The following is a 17,127-nucleotide window of genomic DNA, read 5'->3' as shown; positions in this document are numbered from 1 at the left end:
ATCAATTATCTGAAACAAAGGGGAACAATCCTGATGAACAAAGCCCTTCTTCGCTCCGCCGTCACCGCGCTCGCGCTGATGGCAGCCGCGCCGGCCGCACTTGCCGACGACCTGATCATCGGCCTGCGTGCCGGCCCCGATTCCATCGACCCGCACTGGTCGACGCTCGGCAGCCAGGCCGAAGCGCTCCGCCACATCTACGACACCGTCGTCGACGTCGATGACAAGCTGCAGCTGAAGCCCGGCCTTGCCGTCAGCTGGGAGCCGATCGACGACACGACCTGGGAGTTCAAGCTGCGCGAAGGCGTGAAATTCCATGACGGCTCGGACTTCACCGCCGAGGACGTCAAATTCTCGATCGAGCGCATTCCGGAAGTCACCGGCCCGATGCCGATGACGCTCTACACCAAATATGTCGACAGCGTGGAAGTGGTCGACGACTATACGCTGCGCGTCCACACCAAGGGCACGGCGCCGGCGCTTCCCAACGACTTCACCCGTCTTTTCGTCGTGCCGTCCGAGACCGGCATGGAAGCCCGCAACGAGGAGTTCAACTCCGGCGAGGCCGCGATCGGCACCGGGCCCTACAAGTTCGTCTCCTGGGAGCCCAAGGGCGACCTCGTGCTCGAGCGCTTCGACGGCTACTGGGGCGAGGAACCGGCCTGGGACAAGGTCATTCGCCGCGAAATTCCGGATGATGCCGCCCGCGTCGCGGCGCTGCGCTCGGGCGATGTCGACCTGATCAACTACGTTCCGGCCTCCGACTATCTGGCCTTCCAGAACGACGACAGTCTGGAGACCTTCATCTCCGACTCGATCTACATCCTCAACATCGCGCCGAGCGTGAAGGACGAGGAGCCGCAGCCGATCACCGTCAACGGCAAGCCGGTCGACGGCAACCCGCTGCAGGATCTGCGCGTCAGAAAGGCGCTCGACCTTGCGATCAACCGCGACGTCCTCGTCAATGTCGTGCTCGAAGGTCTCGGCAACCCGGCCAACCAGCTCATGCCGGAGGGCTTCTTCGGCTACACCGACGAGCTCGGCCCGCGCGAATACGACCTCGAACAGGCCAAGGCGCTCCTGGCCGAAGCCGGTTATCCGGACGGTTTCGAGATCGATTTCACCTGCACCAACAACCGCGTTCCCGGCGATGCCGTGGTCTGCGAGGCGCTGGCGCAGATGTGGGCCCGGCTCGGCCTGAAGGTCAACGCCCAGGCGCTGAACGGCACGGTCTTCTTCCCCGCCGCGGCGCGCGAGGAATACACAATGACCATGTCGGCCTGGGGCACGCTGACGGGCGAGGCCGCCTATACCTACGGCGCCCTGACGCACACCAAGGACGCGGAAAAGGGCTTCGGCAACTTCAACCGCACCGGCTATTCCAACCCGGAATTCGACAAGGTGTTCGACGAAGGCACGCAGACGCTTGACGCCGACAAACGCCGCGAGCTCTATGAGCAGGCCTCCTTCATCGCCATGGATGACCGCGCCCTGATCCCGACCGTCATCCTGCAGACCGTCTGGGCCGCCGATGCCGACACGCTCGACATCACGCCGCGCGTCGACCAGGAAACGCGCGCCTACGAAATCACGCCCGCCCAATAAGGCGTGGCACGAACGCTCTTGCGCCAGGGCGTTCACGGGCTGCGACCGGTTCGGCCGCAGCCCTTCATCGGCGAATGATGCCCGGCCGGATGCCGGATGATCCTGTTCGTGCGATATTCAGCGCGTCGCGCAGATGCGCATGCTTAATTCCAAGAGGCTCGGATGCTTGGTTTTCTTGTCCAGCGGTTTCTGCAGGCCGTTGTCGTCATCTTCGCCATGTCGGTTATCGTCTTTCTCGGCGTCTACGCGATCGGCAATCCGATCGACGTGATGATCGATCCCGGCGCGACCCAGGCGATCCGCCAGAAGCTGATCGAGCAATACGGCCTCGACCAGCCGCTCTGGCAGCAATATCTGACCTTCTTGTCCAATGTCGTCCATGGCGATCTCGGAACGTCGATGGTCTACAACGTTTCCGTCATCAAGCTCGTCTTCTCCAGACTTCCGGCAACCGTGGAGCTGGTTTTCGTCGCCGTGATGATCGCGACGCTGATCGGAATTCCGGCCGGCATCTATGCGGGCTACCGCCCGAACAGCATCCCCGCCAAGGCGATCATGGCGCTGTCGGTTCTCGGCTTCTCCGTCCCCACCTTCTGGATCGGCATGCTGCTGGTCATGGCCTTTGCCGTCAATCTCGGTTGGCTGCCATCGGGCGGGCGCGGCGATGTCGGCTCGTTCTTCGGCCTGCAGACCTCGCTTGCCACCGCCGACGGCTGGCGGCACGTCATCATGCCGGCCTTCAACCTGTCGCTGTTCATGATGGGCCTGCTCATCCGCCTGACCCGGGCCGGCATGGTCGAGGCCATGCAGACGGATTATGTGAAGTTCGCGCGGGCCCAGGGCCTTCCCGACCGGCAGATCGTGTTCCGCCATGTGCTGCGCAACATCTCGATCCCGATCGTCACCGTCTTCGGCCTCGAACTCGGCTCGACGCTCGCCTTCGCCGTCGTCACCGAAAGCGTCTTCAATTGGCCGGGCGTCGGCAAGCTGATCATCGACAGCATCCTCCAGCTCGACCGCCCCGTCATGGTCACCTATCTCATTCTCGTGGTGATCCTGTTCGTGCTCATCAATCTCGTCGTCGACATCATCTACGCCCAGCTCGACCCGCGCGTGCGGCTGAAGGGAGGCAAGTGATGGCTGATACAGCGCCCGCCGCAGCACCGGTAGAAACCCGCCCTGCACGCTTCCGCAATTTCTGTTCCGACTTTGCCCGTTCCCCGGTCGCCGTCGTCTCGCTGATCATGATCGTCCTCCTGCTGTTCGTCTCCTTCGCCGCGCCGCTGGTTTCGCCGCAGGACCCGTATGACATGGCGAAGCTCGATTGGCTGGACGCCTTTCTGAAGCCCGGCACGGTCGGCTCGGGCGGCTATACCCATATTCTCGGCACGGACAATGTCGGCCGCGACATGCTGTCGGCGATCTTCTACGGGTTACGCACCAGTTTCGTCATCGGTCTTTCCGCCGGCGCTCTGGCGCTTCTCGTCGGCATTTGCGTCGGGCTTTCGGCGGCCTATTTCGGCGGCCGGGTCGAGGCGTTTCTGATGCGCATCGTCGACCTGCAACTGTCGATGCCGGCGATCCTGCTGGCGCTGGTGCTGGTTGCCGTTCTCGGACAGGGCGTCGGCCAGATCATTCTGGCGCTGGTGATCGCCCAATATGCCTATTTCGCCCGCACCACCCATGGCGCGGCCACCGTCGAACGCGGCAAGGACTATATCGAGGCGGCGCGCTCGACTCCGCTTCCGACCGGCCGCGTTCTCTTCCGCCATCTTCTGCCGAACGTGCTGCCGCCGCTGATCGTCGTCGCAACGGTTCAGGTCGCAAGCGCCATCGCGCTTGAGGCGACGCTGTCCTTCCTCGGCGTCGGCCTGCCGCTGACCGAACCCTCGCTCGGCTCGCTGATCGCCAACGGCTTCAAATACATCCACACGGATCGCTACTGGTTGTCGATCTACCCGGGCCTGTTCCTGATGGTGACGGTGGTAACGATCAATCTCGTGGGCGATCAGGTCCGCACGGTTCTGGACCCGAGGCGCAGCCGATGACCAAAGCACTGGATGTCCGGGGCCTCACCACCCGGTTTGAAACCCGTCGCGGCGATGTCACCGCCGTCAACAATGTCAGCTTTGCCGTCGAGCGCGGCCGCATCATGGGCCTTGTCGGCGAAAGCGGCTCGGGCAAGAGCGTCACTGGCTTTTCCATCCTCGGCCTCGTCGAGGAACCGGGCCAAATCACCGGCGGCGAAGTCCTGGTCGACGGCCAGGATCTAAGGGCGCTGAAGCCCGAGACGCTGCGCAAGCTGCGCGGCGCCAAGGTCGCCATGGTGTTTCAGGACCCGATGATGACGCTGAACCCGGTTTTGCGGATCGGCGACCAGATGGCCATGGCCGTGCGCGTGCATGAAAAAATATCGAAACGCGATGCCTGGGAGCGCGCGCGGCAGGCGCTCGAGACTGTCGGCATCCCGGCCGCCCGCGAAAGGCTGAAGGCCTATCCGCACCAGCTTTCCGGCGGCATGCGCCAGCGCGTGGCGATCGCCACGGCACTGCTCCACCGCCCGGCGGTGATCATCGCCGACGAACCGACGACGGCGCTCGACGTTTCGATCCAGAGCCAGATCCTTGCCGAGGTGCGACGGCTTGCCGACGAGACCGGCACGGCGATTGTCTGGATTACCCATGATCTTGCCGTGATCTCCAGCCTCGCCGATGATATCTGCGTGATGTATGCCGGCAGGATCGTCGAGCGCGGCGCGGCCGAGGAAGTGATCGCAGCCCCCCGCCACCCCTATACTGTGGGCCTGATCGGCTCGGTGCCCAGCCTGCACGAGCCGGGCGCGCATCTGCCGCAGATCCCCGGTTCGACGCCGCAACTCGCCAACCTGCCGTCCGGCTGCCCGTTCAGGCCGCGCTGTCCGCGCGCAACCGACATCTGCGCCACCGAGCCGCCCTTGCATGAGGACGGAACGCATTCGGTTTCCTGTCATCACCCGATGGAGGCCCCATGAGCAAGCCGCTTCTGACGATCGAAGGCGTTCACAAGCGCTTCACCCGCAAGCCCGGCCTCGTCATCCAGGGCATCAACAGGATCGCCGGCAGGCCGTCGGGCGAAACCGTCCATGCGCTTTCCGATATCTCGCTGGAGGTCGCCGAGGGCGAAGTGCTCGGCCTTGTCGGAGAATCGGGCTGCGGCAAGTCCACGCTCGGCCGCATCATCTCGGGCATCTACACGCCGAGCGAGGGCCAGGTGCTTCTGAACGGGGCGCCCGTTGCCCGTAAGCACGGCAATAATGTCGACAAGCTCACCACCAAGGTGCAAATGATCCATCAGGATCCGTTCGCAAGCCTCAATCCGCGCATGAAGGTAGGCGAGACAATCGCCGAGGGCCCGCGCATCCACCATATCGTCAAGGCCAATGAAGTCCGCGCCCGGGTGCGCAGTCTGCTTGAGCAGGTGGGCCTGGAGGGCGCCTATGCCGACCGCCTGCCGCACCAGTTTTCCGGCGGTCAACGCCAGCGCGTCGCCATTGCCCGCGCGCTCGCCATGGAGCCGGAGCTGCTGGTGCTGGACGAAGCGGTGGCCTCGCTGGACGTCTCGATCCAGGCGCAGGTGCTGAACCTGTTCATGGATCTGCGCCGCGAACTCGATCTTACCGCCATTTTCATCAGCCACGACCTTTCGGTCGTGCGCCATGTGTGCGACCGTGTGGCGATCATGTATCTGGGTCGCATCGTCGAACTAGCTTCGGCGGAAGAACTTTACGCCACGCCGCGCCATCCCTACACCAAGGCGCTGTTCGCCTCGATCCCGAAACTTGGGGCCGGGCGCGGTTCGTTCCAGCCGATCGAGGGCGAGATCCCCTCGCCGCTCGATCCGCCGAAAGGCTGCGCCTTCCATCCGCGCTGCCCGATGGCCGGCCCCAGGTGCAAGGCCGAACTGCCGCGCCTGAAACCGGCGCAAGGCGGAACGGCATCGGTTGCCTGCCACCTCAATGACGGCGGAACGGGCGCCACAGCAAAACCGGAGGCCGCATGAACGCGTTTTCAAGCCGCATCGCCGAAATCAACGACATACTTTCGGCCGTCAACCTGCTGCAATGGGATGCGCGGGTGATGATGCCGCCGGGCGGGGCCGCAACCCGCGGCCAGCAGATCGCCACACTGAAGGCCAAGGCGCGCGAGCTTTTGCTGGAGGCGTCTACGGAGGATGCCGCCGAGACCGTGATGGCAACGTCCGGCGACGAGCGCGAGCGCCGCGCCGCCGGCGACGTGCTTGCCGCCCGCAAATGGCATCTGAGCGTGCCGCCCGCCCTGCTGCGCCGCCAGGACGAAATTTCGATCCTGGCCGGTCGGGCCTGGGAGAAGGCCCGCGCGGAGGGCGATTTCACCCTGTTCCGTCCGCACCTCGCCGAGATCGTCTCGCTGGCCCGCCAGATGGCCGGTGCGATCGGTTATGACTCCCACCCCTATGACCCGATGGTACAGATATACGAACCCGGCGAAACCGCCGCCTCGCTGAAGGCGTTGTTCGATGACTTGCGCGAGGGCATCAAGCCAATTCTCGCCGCCGCGCTCAACCGTCCGAAACCGCGCACGGATTTTCTGTATCGGACCTATCCGGTCGAGGAGCAGAAAGCGCTCTGTACGGAGCTTGCCGAAATTCTCGGCCTCGATTTTGCCCGCAGCCGGCTTGATACCGCCGTCCACCCCTTCGAGATTTCCTTTACCCGCCAGGATGTCCGCATCACCTCGCGCTGGAACCCGAACTACCTGCCGATGTCGATCTTCGGCACGATGCACGAGACCGGCCATGCGCTCTACGAACAGGGCGTCGACCCGGCGCTCACCCGCTCTGCCCATGCCACTGATCTGATCGGCCTTTACGCCGTCGGGGGCAGCAGTTTCGGCATGCATGAGAGCCAGTCACGACTATTCGAGAACCATATCGGCCGGTCCGCCGATTTCTGGGCATTGCACTTCGAACGGCTCAAGGCGCATTTCCCGGACCAGCTGGCCGATGTCAGCGAAGAGGAGTTCGTCCTGGCCGTCAACCGGACGGAGCCCGGCCTTGTCCGCGTGGAAGCGGACGAACTGACCTACGATCTGCACATCATGCTGAGGGTGCGCATCGAAATGGCGCTGATGGATGGCGCGCTTGCCGTCGATGACGTGCCTGCGGCCTGGAACGAGGCCATGGGCGAGGACCTCGGCATCGCGGTGCCGCATGACGGGCTCGGCTGCCTCCAGGACGTGCACTGGTCGAGCGGCTATATCGGCTCCTTCCCGACCTACACGATCGGCAACGTCACCGCCGCCCAGATCATGGCCCGGCTCGATGAAACCGAGCCTCGGCTCCGCGATGCAGCCAGGGCTGGCGATCTTGCGCCGCTGCGGCAAAAACTCGGCGAGATCGTCTGGCGGCACGGCCGCTCGAGAGGCCGCCGCGCGGCGCTTTCGGCCATCGGCGCGGAAGCTGGAGATTGCAGCGCCTACCTGAACTATCTGAGCGGGAAATTCGGATAAGCCGTCCTGACCACCGTGCATATCGCCATCCCCGCGGTCAATCCCGGCTCGCAAAGGCAAGCTATATCTTACCTATTTGCATTGAAAAGATAATACCAGTATAAGTCCAGATGATTTTTTTTCGCATTCACTGGAATCGCATATGGCGACGTCGGACATCATAAAGCGCGTGCGCGCGGAACTCGCCGGAAGCGCAACGGATATTCCTCTGTACAAACGCCTGAAAACGGCGATTGAGACGGTCATTCTTTCCAATGAACTGCACGCCGGCGAGAGGTTGCCGGGCGAGCGCGCTCTGGCCGAATCGCTCGGTCTTTCGCGCGTGACGGTTCGCAAGAGCTTCGCGCTTCTGGAGGAGGACGGGTTGCTCGCCAGGCGCCATGGCGCGCGAACCGAAGTTGCATCGAAAGTCGAGAAGACGCTGTCGAACCTGACCAGCTTTTCCGAGGACATCCGTTCGCGTGGCATGGAACCTGGATGTATCTGGCTTTCCAAGCAGATGAGCCGCCCGTCCCCGACCGAAATGATGGCCCTCGGGATCGGCAGCAGCGAGAGCATATTGCGCATGCAGCGCATCCGGACCGCGGACGGAAAGCCGATCGCCGTCGAGATCGCCAGCGTGCCCCAACGCTTTCTTCCCGCACCCGAGTTGGTCGGCCATTCGCTCTATGACGCGCTGGAAAAAAGGGGTTACCTGCCGCAACGTGCCATTCAGCGCATGCGGACGCGCTCCGCCTCGCAGGAAGACAGCGACCGCCTGTCCTGCCCGCCTCTCACCCCGCTTCTGGTCACCGAGCGCAGGTGCTTCCTGCCACAAGGCGACGTGGTCGAGTATTGCGAGACGCGCTACCGCGGCGATGTCTATGATTTCGTTTTCGAGCTGAGACGATAATACCAGTTATAAACTGGTTGCATTCTGGTCTTTCTTGGGCTGCTATATCGCAAAAAGCAGCGAGGGTTCCGGTGCGTCCAGACATTCTGAAAAACAGCCTAATCGTATCCTGTCAGCCGGTTCCCGGCGGCCCGATGGACGAGCCGGTTTTCGTCGCAGGCTTCGCCATGGCTGCCGTCGCGGCCGGCGCTGCCGCTCTCAGAATCGAATCCGAACGCTATGTTCGCGCGGTGCGCCCGAAGGTCAGCGTGCCGATCATCGGCATCGCCAAGCGCGACCTGGAAGACAGTCCGGTGCGTATAACCCCGTTTCTTTCGGACGTGGACGAACTTGCCGCCGCCGGCGCGGATATCATTGCCTTTGATGCAACCCGCAGGCCGCGTCCGGTCGAACTGGCCGCGCTTGTAGCCGCCGCCCGCGCCCACGGCAAGCTGACCATGGCGGACTGTTCGTCGCTTGAGGATGCCCGAAACGCGCTTGAATGCGGCATCGATTTTGTCGGCACCACCCTTTCCGGCTATGTCGAGGGTCCTGAGCCCGACGACCCGGATATCGCCCTCATCGCCGAAATGGCCGCCCTGACGCCCTATGTCATCGCCGAGGGCCGCATCCGGACGCCGCAGCAAGCAGCCGCTGCCGCGCGGGCGGGCGCTTATGCGGTCACCGTCGGCTCCGCCATCACCCGCACGGAACACACCACGGCTTGGTTCCGCGATGCACTCGCCGGCGCATACCGGGCCGCCGGCGACAGCCCGGTTCTCGCCATCGATATCGGCGGCACGAAATCGATGGCGGCTCTGATCTCCGCCGGCGCGATTATCGAGAAGGTTCAGGTGCCGACCGCCGCAGGCGGCAATCCCGACGGCTGGCTGGCGGCAATCGCGGCCGCAACCCGCGCCTGGAACGGCCGCTACGGCTGCGTCGGCATCGCGGCGACGGGCCTTGTGGAAGATGGCTGCTGGCAGGCCCTGAACACGGCGACCCTCAATATTCCCGGCGCCTATCCCCTGGCAGAGCGCGCCGCAAGCTTCTTCAAGGCGCCCGTCTTTGCCCTCAATGACGCCCAGGCGGCCGCGTGGGGCGAATATCGCGCTGCCAAGGAAGCCGTCAACTCCGTCGTTTTCCTGACGATCTCGACCGGAATCGGCGGCGGCGTCGTTAGCAACGGCAGGCTGATGACCGGGCTTGCCGGACATTTCGGGCTGACGCGCGGCGCATCGGGCGGGGCGGGACCTCTGGAGGACCGGGTTTCCGGCAAGTTTATCGCGGGCGAAGCCGCCCGGCTCGGACACGACGCCGACACGCCCTCGGTGTTCGCGGCTGCGACCAGAGGCGAGGCATGGGCCGCCGGCATCGTCGACGGCTCGGCGGCAAAGGTTGCGACGCTTTGCGCCGATATCAAGCTGATGTTCGATCCCGACGTCGTCATCATCGGCGGCGGCATCGGCCTGGCTGACGGCTTCCTGCCGCGGGTTTCGCAAAACCTTGCAGCGCTGCCCGCACGCCTGAGGCCGGACATCCGGGCGGCGCGCTGCGGCGCTCAGGCCGGCCTGATCGGAATTGCCGATCTGGCGCGCTCCGCAGCAGGAGAAGGCAAGCCCTAACCGGATACGTGACTGACTGAACAAATGCCAAAAAGAGAAGGGAACTCGACATGATCAAGAAAACGACAATTATGGCCCTTGCCGGGCTTCTGGCCGGCACGGCCATGCCGGGCATTGCCAATGCAACCGTAACCGTGCTCGGCTGGCCGGGCGGCTCGGAGGAAGCCGCGCTGCGGGCGGCAACGGACGTCTACAACGAAACCGCGCGCGAAGACGACAAGGTCGAACTGATCTTCTTCAGCCGCGACGGCTTCTTCGACAAGCTCCAGGCCGACCTTGCGGCCGGCTCCGATGCTTTCGACATCAACCTGATCGCCGCCTATTCGATCGGTCGCTACGCGCCGTACATGGAGCCCATCGACCTTGGCGACGACGCCGAAACGGTGTTCGGCAAGGCCGTTCTGGAAACCATGCAGTATGAGGGCCGGCAATACGGCGTTCCGACGGACCTCTCCCTCCACTTCATGTATTACCGCACCGACCTTCTCGACGCGCTGCTCGGCGACGCGGATGCCAGGGCCGAATATTCGAAAATCGCGGAGGAGTATCTCGGCAAGCCGATGGAGCCGAAGCCGGCGGACGAATGGACCTGGGATGACTGGGCGGCAACGGCGCTCTATTTCACCAAATCCATCAACCGGGCAAGTCCCGTGCGCTACGGCACGGTGCTGCAGATGAAGAACCTCCTGTTCAACATGATGGTCTTCCAGTCCCTGCCGCGCTCCTACGGCGCCGACTGGCGGGACGCGGAGGGCAACATCACGATCGATTCCGAAGGCTATCGCAAGGGTCTCGAACTCTACAAAACGCTCTACGACGCGGGCGCTACGCCGAAGGATTCGCTCTCCTACGAATATGCGGAAACCAATGCCGCCTTCGCTGCCGGCCAGGTCGCGACGGCCCTTCAGTGGAATGCGGCCGCGGGCGAACTGACCGATCCGGAAAAGACGCCTGCCGTCGCCGAGGTGACCGGCGTGGTCGCGCCGCCTGCCGGTCCGAACGGCCGGGCGGACCATATCCACGGTCTCGGACTTGGCCTCAACAAAAACGCAAAGAACAAGGAAGGGGCGCTCAGGTTCCTGCAATGGCTTGCAACCGAGGACGCCGCCCTGCTTTACGCCGAAAATGGCGGCTCTCCGGCCCTCATGCCTGATGTGGTCGCGAAGATCGCGGATGACCGACCGGACCTGGTGGACCTCGGCAACTTCGCCAGCCAGTATGGCTATGTGATGGATGGCGGGACATCCGCCAACGCGCTGTCGATCTACGAGGTACAGGCCCGCGAGTTCACCGGCTACTGGTCGGGCCAGCAAAGCCTCGACGAGGCGCTGGCCAATACCGAGGCCGAGATGCGGGACCTGCTGAACCCGTAAGGCGGAACGGCAAGGAGCCAGCCGCGATCGCGGCTGCGCCGGATTGCTCCCGGACCGGCCCATACGGCGGCGCCCGGGAGCTTCTTCCGGGTCAAAAGCCTTCTGTATTCCGGCATGACCGGACGAACCACGGCGGCGAACCATATGCAACTTGTAAATCGCGGCGAAGGGCGGCTGTTCCTGTCCCCGCTCGTCATATTCCTGCTGCTCTTTCTGGGCTTCCCGGCGATCGTCAACCTGGTCTATTCGATATCGACGGTCACCTTCGAAACCCTGCGCGCGCCGGAATTGAGCGGATACGGCAACTATCTCGACGTGTTGAGCGACCGCTATTTCTGGCAGGCATCCTGGTTTTCGCTGCGCTTCGGCATCATCACCGCGCTCGCCGAATGCCTGATCGGCCTGTTCCTGGCGATCTTCCTCAACCCGCTTCTCGGCAAGAGACCCTATCTGATGGCGCCGCTGATGCTGCCCCTGATGGTGGCTCCCGCCATGGTCGGCCTCATGTACCGTCTGGTCCTGCACGAGTTCGCAGGCCCCGTTCCCTACTATCTCTGGATGTGGTTCGGCGACAGCCCGGCCTTTCTCGACGCCGACAACGCCTTCAGGACGCTGGTCGTCATCGAGACGCTTCAGTGGACGCCCTTCGCCTTCCTGCTGTTCCACACGGCCTATTCCGCCATCCCAAGCGATGTGCGGGAGGCCGCCGCGCTCGATGGCGCAGGCGGATGGACGCTGCTGACGAAGATTGAGCTCCCGCTGATCAAGCCGACGCTGATCATCGCGTTTTTCATCCGCTTCATCGACGGCTTCCGCGTGTTCGACAATATCTATGCCCTCACCGGCGCGGGTGCAGGCGGCTCCACGACGTCGCTCTCGATCTATATCTATCAGGCCTTCTTCAAACAGGGTGCCATCGGCAAGGCGGTTGCCGCCTCGGTCGTTCTCTTCATCGCCTCGCTCGTCGTGCTCTATGCCCTGACGGCGCTCGGCAGCCGCAGGAAGGAGAAGACATGATGACGAGGACATTACGCTGGATCGTGTTTGCCATTGCCGCGATCGCGATGAATTTTCCGGTGATCGTGACGCTCATCACCTCCTTCAAGAGCGCGCGCGAAATCAGCTCCAATGCCGGCCTCTGGATCAACGCTCCGACACTTTCGAACTACCTGTCGGTGCTGACGGACACGACCCGGTTCAACATCTGGCTCTATCTCTTCAACAGCACGATGGCGGCCCTGATCGGAACGCTGCTGGCAATGGCCCTCGCCTTCCCCGCCGCCTACGCCATTGCCCGCTCAGAGACCGGGCGCCGGGTGCTCTTCCCGATGGTTGTCAATCTGAGGGCCGTGCCGCTCATCATCTTCGCGATCCCGCTCTACATGATGTATCAATGGCTGGGGCTGCTCGACACCAGGATCGGCCTCGGCCTCATCCTCACCATCGTCAACATTCCCCTGGCGCTCGTCATTTTCGTCAATGCCATTGCCGATGTTCCCGTAGAACTCGACGAAGCCGCCAAGGTGGACGGCGCGTCGACGCTTGAAACCCTTCGACGCGTGATCTGGCCGGTCGTCAGACCGGCAATGCCGACAACCTTCATCTTCGGCTTCATCACCGCCTGGAACGAGTTCCTGTTCGGCCTGATGCTGACCACCAGCAAGGCCGTACCGATGACGGTGGGCGCGTCATTCTTCTTTGCGGCGTCGGGCGGCGGCGTAAACTGGGGCACGGCTTCCGCCGTCATGATCATCGGCGCACTGCCGCCGGCCGTCATCGGCCTGATGATGTACAAGCAGATTTTCGGCTCCATGACGGCGGGCGCGGTGAAGGGCTAAAAGCCCCGCGACTGTCGACAGGAACGGCTTGCGAGCAGGAGGAAGCCATTTCAGAGGTTGACGCACGCTCGTCCATTGACGGAACCGATCATTTAGATTATACGCTTAATCAACGCCATTTTAGGAGGATGATCGGTGACGACCGGGCAAAAGCGCGCGAAGCGCGTAACCCAAAGCGATGTTGCGGTGATGGCCGGCGTCTCCACCGCCGTCGTCTCCGCCGTGATCTCGCCGAAGCCCGGCAAGACCATCCGTGTCGGCGAGGAGGCCGAAAAGCGCGTGCGCGCCGCCATGGAAACACTGGGCTATGCGCCGGATATCGTGGCGCAGTCGCTGGCAGGCGGAAAACGCAACATCATCGGCGTCTTCACCTATGAAGCCGTCTTCCCCTCCGACCGCGAGAACTTCTTCTATCCCTTCCTTCTCGGCATCGAACGCGGCGCCATGAAAACTGGGCAGGATCTCCTGCTGTTCACCTCATCCTCGCTCGACAAGGGGCCGCGCAGCATCTTTCCCGCGGGCACAAACCGCATGGGCGTTGCCGACGGCGCGATTCTGCTGGGCGAGGAGCCGGAAAAGAGCGAGTTGAAGCGGCTTTACGAGACCGGTTTTCCCTTCGTCACCGTCGGTCGGCGCGTGGCCAATGGCGCAGAACTCAATTGGGTCGCGGCCGACTACGCTGCAGCGGTCGAGGATGTTGTTTTCCGCTGCGCCGCTCTCGGGCACCGCAAGGTGAAGTTCCTGGGTAATAGTCGCGTGCGCGAACAGAACGAGGACCGCGAACAGGGGTTTATCCAGAGCCGGCGGCAAGGCCTTGATCTTTCCGTCGAGCGGTTCGACGCGGATGCGCTCGACGCGGCATGGACAAGAAGGTGCCTGGCGGACGGGTATTCCGTGGTGCTGACGGAAACCTTCGCCCATGCAACCGCTCTGGAACGCCAGGTCGCGGCCTGCGGCGGCAGCATACCCGAAACCCTTTCGGTTGTTGCGCTCGCAGCCCCGCTCACCATGACCGCGGATGTGGAGCGCTGGACGCGGATATCGGTCCCGCGCGAAGCCATGGGCGAGCAGGCCGTGGAAAAGCTGATTGCCCGCATCCGCAAACCCGAGGCCGAAATAGCCAACACCACCTTGCCCTGCGGTTTCGTGCCGGGGGAGACACTGAAAGCCATCTGATCTGACAACGGGAGGAATGAGATCATGACACACCAAATGATTAAGCGGTTAATCGTCGCAACGGCGCTGTGCGGCGCGATGGGTACGGCGGCAAGCGCGGAAAATCTGCGCTTTACCGTCTGGACCGGCAGCCAGGCCCATCTCGATATGTTGAACGGCATCGCCGAGGGTTTCGCCGAAACCCATCCGGACGTCACCGTCCAGTTCGACACTATCCCCTTCGGCGACTATGTGCAGAAGCTGACGCTGCAGCTTGCCGGCGGCAACCCGCCCGATCTCGGCTGGCTTCTGGAGAACTCGGCGCCCGCCTTCGTCGAAGCCGGCGTGCTGGCCGATGTCGGCGATACTCTGAACGGTACGGACGGTTACGACTATGGCGACCTTTCCGAACCGGCCATGGGCCTCTGGGTCAAGGATGACGCCGTCTACGGCGTGCCGTTTTCGACCTCGCCCTTCATCGTCTACTACAACAAGTCGCTTTACGACGCTGCTGGCCTTGAGACACCCACCGAACGCGCCGCAGACGGCTCGTGGACATGGGACCAGCTCAAAAGCGACGCCGCCGCACTGCGCGATGCCGATGCCGGCGTCTGGGGCTACGAGACGGTCGATGGCCAGGGCTATGGCGCACGCGTCTGGCACAACCTGATCCCCATCATCCGCGCTCATGGCGGCGATGCCTGGACGGACGGCACCTGCCGGCTGGACAGCGAACAGTCGGTCGAAGCGGTCAAGCTGTTCCACGATATGGTCTATGCAGACGGCTCCGCCGTACCGCCCGGCGAACAGGGCGACTTCTTTTCCGGCAACGCAGCGCTGACGGTCGCGCAGATTTCCCGCGTCTCGAAGCTTGCCGATGTCGATTTCGACTGGGGCATCGCGCCGCTGCCCGCCGGCCCCGCCGGCGAAGCCGCCACCATCGGCCAGGCCGGCGTCGTTGCCTTTGCCCAGGGCAAGAACAAGGAACTTGCGGCAGAATTCCTGGCCTACATGACCAACAAGGACAATGTCGCGATCATGGCCGCCTTCTTCCCGCCGGCGCGCAAATCCGTGCTGGAAAGTGAAAGCTTTCTTTCGAGCAACCCGGCCGTGACGCCGGAACAGATGGAAATCGTTGCCGAAGGCATCGAGACCGGATCGGTTCTGCCGAGCCATGAGCGCTTTCCGCAGATCGAAGCTGAGGCGCGGCCGGATTTCGATGCGCTGTGGTCGGAGGACGCCGATATTCAGGCGACCATGACCAAGCTGTGCAAGGATATCCAGCCGCTGCTCTGAGAGGGCGCAATACCTTCCGGAAAGACAATTCTCGCCGCCGGCACTCCCGGCGGGGAGAAGAGAACTGCATTCAACACCGCCCGCAAAGGAAGCGACCATGTCCGCTGCCAGAACGGGGCCATCCCTGACGCTCAGAACGCGCGAGGCAATCGCGGGATGGCTCTTTGTAAGCCCGATACTGACGGGTTTTCTGATCTTCTTCGTCGGCCCGCTGATCGCCGTGTTCTACTATTCCACCACGGAATGGAACCTGCTCAGCCAGCAATCCCGCTTCGTCGGCATGGACAATTACGTCGACGCGCTGACCGCGAACGACACGTTCTGGCACGTGCTCGGCAATTCCCTGGTGTTCGCGGCCGGCCTCGTGCCGCTCAATATGGCGCTGGCGCTCGGCCTTGCCCTGGCGCTGTCGAAGCCGATGCGCGGCGTCGTCATCTTCCGCACCGTGTTCTTCGCGCCCGTCATCACCTCCGCCGTCGCCTGGGCAATCATCTGGACCTTCCTGCTCCAGCATGAATCGGGCGCGGTCAACCAGGCGCTTTCGGTCGTCGGCGTCGACGGGCCGAACTGGCTGCACGAACCGAACTGGGCGATGGCCTCCGTCATCGTCACCCGCGTCCTGAAGACTGTCGGGCTCAACATGATCCTCTATATCGCGGCGCTGCAAACCATCCCGCGCGACTATGAAGAAGCGGCACGGCTCGAAGGCGCCAATGGCTGGGAGATCTTCCGCCGCATTACCTGGCCGCTTCTGGCGCCAACGACGCTGGTGATTATGGTGATCACCGTCGTCGGCTCGCTGAAGGTTTTCGACCATATCTACCTGATGACCGGCGGCGGACCGCAGAACGCCACGCTGGTGCTCGCCTTCTACATCTACGAACAGGGCTTCAAGTTCTTCAACACCGGCTATGCCTCGGCGCTCGCCGTCGTGCTCTTCGTGCTGATCCTGGCGCTCACCATCCTGCAGATGCTCTTGAAGGCGGCGCGCAAATGAATTACCGGCTGGAACAGAAAATCACCCGCATATGCTGGGTCGTCGGCCTCGCCGCCCTCGCCATCCCCTTTGTCTTTCCCTTCATCTGGATGCTCTCCGGCGCGCTAAAGGGACAGGCGGACGTGTTCTCCTCGGCCTCGCTCATCCCGCAAACCGCGCACTGGTCGAACTTTTCCGAGGTTTTCGCCTACCAACCTTTCGCAAGGCAGTATTTCAACTCGCTCTATATCGCCGTCCTCGTGACCGGTCTGACGCTTTTCCTGTCTTCGATGGCGGGCTACGCGCTGGCGCGGCTGCGCTTTGCCGGAAGCGCGCTCGTGCTGCTGCTGCTGATCTCGGCGCTGATGATGCCGGAGGAGGTGACGATCATTCCGAACTTCTTCCTGATGCGCGAACTTGGCCTGATGAACACCCATATGCCGCTGATCCTGCTGCCGCTCTTCGGCTCGCAGGGCGTGATGGCAACCTTCCTGATGCGCCAGTATTTCCTGGCGCTGCCGAAGGAGCTGGAAGAGGCCGGCCGGATGGACGGGCTCACCCGCTTCGGGGTCTATTTCAAGGTGGCGTTGCCGCTGTCGAAGCCGGCGCTCTCGGCTGTCGGCATCATCACATTCCTGTTCTCGTGGAACCTCTTCCTCGAGCCGCTGGTCTTCGTGAACGACATCAAGCTCTTCACGCTTCCCCTGGCGCTCGCCAACTTCACCGACACCTACGGCCTGCCGCTCTGGCACCTGCAGCTTGCGGCCACCGCGCTTGCCGTCATTCCCATGCTCATTGTCTACATTCTGGCCCAGCGCCAGATCGTCGAAAGCTTCGCCCTGTCAGGCGTGAAAGGATAACAA

The 17,127-nt window shown here is 63.2% G+C and carries 15 protein-coding genes; all 15 read left to right on the top strand.

Annotated elements, in window-relative coordinates:
- Positions 1-33: 33 nt before the first annotated feature.
- Positions 34-1,605, top strand: coding sequence for an ABC transporter substrate-binding protein (locus JET14_RS03010; RefSeq protein WP_024706202.1), 1,572 nt, complete (start codon positions 34-36; stop codon positions 1,603-1,605).
- 162 nt (positions 1,606-1,767) lie between these two features.
- On the top strand, positions 1,768-2,742 hold the full coding sequence (locus tag JET14_RS03005) for an ABC transporter permease (protein ID WP_200336739.1): 975 nt from the start codon (positions 1,768-1,770) through the stop codon (positions 2,740-2,742).
- The gene (locus tag JET14_RS03000) at positions 2,742-3,653 is read left to right on the top strand and encodes an ABC transporter permease (protein WP_200336738.1); all 912 of its coding nucleotides are present in this window, start codon (positions 2,742-2,744) and stop codon (positions 3,651-3,653) included. The genes JET14_RS03005 and JET14_RS03000 overlap by 1 nt, the downstream gene beginning before the upstream one ends.
- Positions 3,650-4,615, top strand: coding sequence for an ABC transporter ATP-binding protein (locus JET14_RS02995; RefSeq protein WP_200336737.1), 966 nt, complete (start codon positions 3,650-3,652; stop codon positions 4,613-4,615). The genes JET14_RS03000 and JET14_RS02995 overlap by 4 nt, the downstream gene beginning before the upstream one ends.
- Positions 4,612-5,643 (top strand): ABC transporter ATP-binding protein, encoded by a 1,032-nt coding sequence (locus tag JET14_RS02990; RefSeq protein ID WP_200336736.1) that lies wholly within the window; start codon positions 4,612-4,614, stop codon positions 5,641-5,643. The genes JET14_RS02995 and JET14_RS02990 overlap by 4 nt, the downstream gene beginning before the upstream one ends.
- A complete protein-coding gene (locus tag JET14_RS02985; protein WP_200336735.1) occupies positions 5,640-7,130 on the top strand; it encodes a carboxypeptidase M32 in 1,491 nt (496 codons plus the stop codon). The genes JET14_RS02990 and JET14_RS02985 overlap by 4 nt, the downstream gene beginning before the upstream one ends.
- A 142-nt stretch (positions 7,131-7,272) precedes the next feature.
- Entirely contained in the window at positions 7,273-8,022 is a 750-nt protein-coding gene (locus tag JET14_RS02980) for a GntR family transcriptional regulator (protein ID WP_200336734.1), read from the top strand.
- A 134-nt stretch (positions 8,023-8,156) separates the two neighbouring features.
- Entirely contained in the window at positions 8,157-9,626 is a 1,470-nt protein-coding gene (locus JET14_RS02975) for a putative N-acetylmannosamine-6-phosphate 2-epimerase (protein ID WP_246750483.1), read from the top strand.
- Between the two features lie 50 nt (positions 9,627-9,676).
- A complete protein-coding gene (locus JET14_RS02970) occupies positions 9,677-10,999 on the top strand; it encodes an ABC transporter substrate-binding protein (protein ID WP_200336732.1) in 1,323 nt (440 codons plus the stop codon).
- Between the two features lie 144 nt (positions 11,000-11,143).
- Positions 11,144-12,016, top strand: coding sequence for a carbohydrate ABC transporter permease (locus tag JET14_RS02965; protein ID WP_200336731.1), 873 nt, complete (start codon positions 11,144-11,146; stop codon positions 12,014-12,016).
- A complete protein-coding gene (locus tag JET14_RS02960) occupies positions 12,016-12,837 on the top strand; it encodes a carbohydrate ABC transporter permease (protein ID WP_200336730.1) in 822 nt (273 codons plus the stop codon). Before JET14_RS02965 ends, JET14_RS02960 begins: the two co-directional genes overlap by 1 nt.
- Before the next feature lie 135 nt (positions 12,838-12,972).
- Complete coding sequence (locus JET14_RS02955; protein ID WP_200336729.1) at positions 12,973-14,013, top strand: LacI family DNA-binding transcriptional regulator; 1,041 nt, start codon at positions 12,973-12,975, stop codon at positions 14,011-14,013.
- A gap of 36 nt (positions 14,014-14,049) precedes the next feature.
- Entirely contained in the window at positions 14,050-15,288 is a 1,239-nt protein-coding gene (locus JET14_RS02950) for an ABC transporter substrate-binding protein (protein ID WP_200336728.1), read from the top strand.
- A gap of 97 nt (positions 15,289-15,385) precedes the next feature.
- On the top strand, positions 15,386-16,285 hold the full coding sequence (locus JET14_RS02945; RefSeq protein WP_200336727.1) for a carbohydrate ABC transporter permease: 900 nt from the start codon (positions 15,386-15,388) through the stop codon (positions 16,283-16,285).
- Positions 16,282-17,124, top strand: coding sequence for a carbohydrate ABC transporter permease (locus JET14_RS02940; protein ID WP_200336726.1), 843 nt, complete (start codon positions 16,282-16,284; stop codon positions 17,122-17,124). The genes JET14_RS02945 and JET14_RS02940 overlap by 4 nt, the downstream gene beginning before the upstream one ends.
- Positions 17,125-17,127: the final 3 nt, after the last annotated feature.

This window comes from Martelella lutilitoris (genome assembly GCF_016598595.1).
GTDB classification, from domain to species: Bacteria; Pseudomonadota; Alphaproteobacteria; order Rhizobiales; family Rhizobiaceae; genus Martelella; species Martelella lutilitoris_A.
The sequence above is the reverse complement of the archived record's forward strand: the minus strand, read 5'-3'. Positions and strand labels throughout refer to the sequence as shown.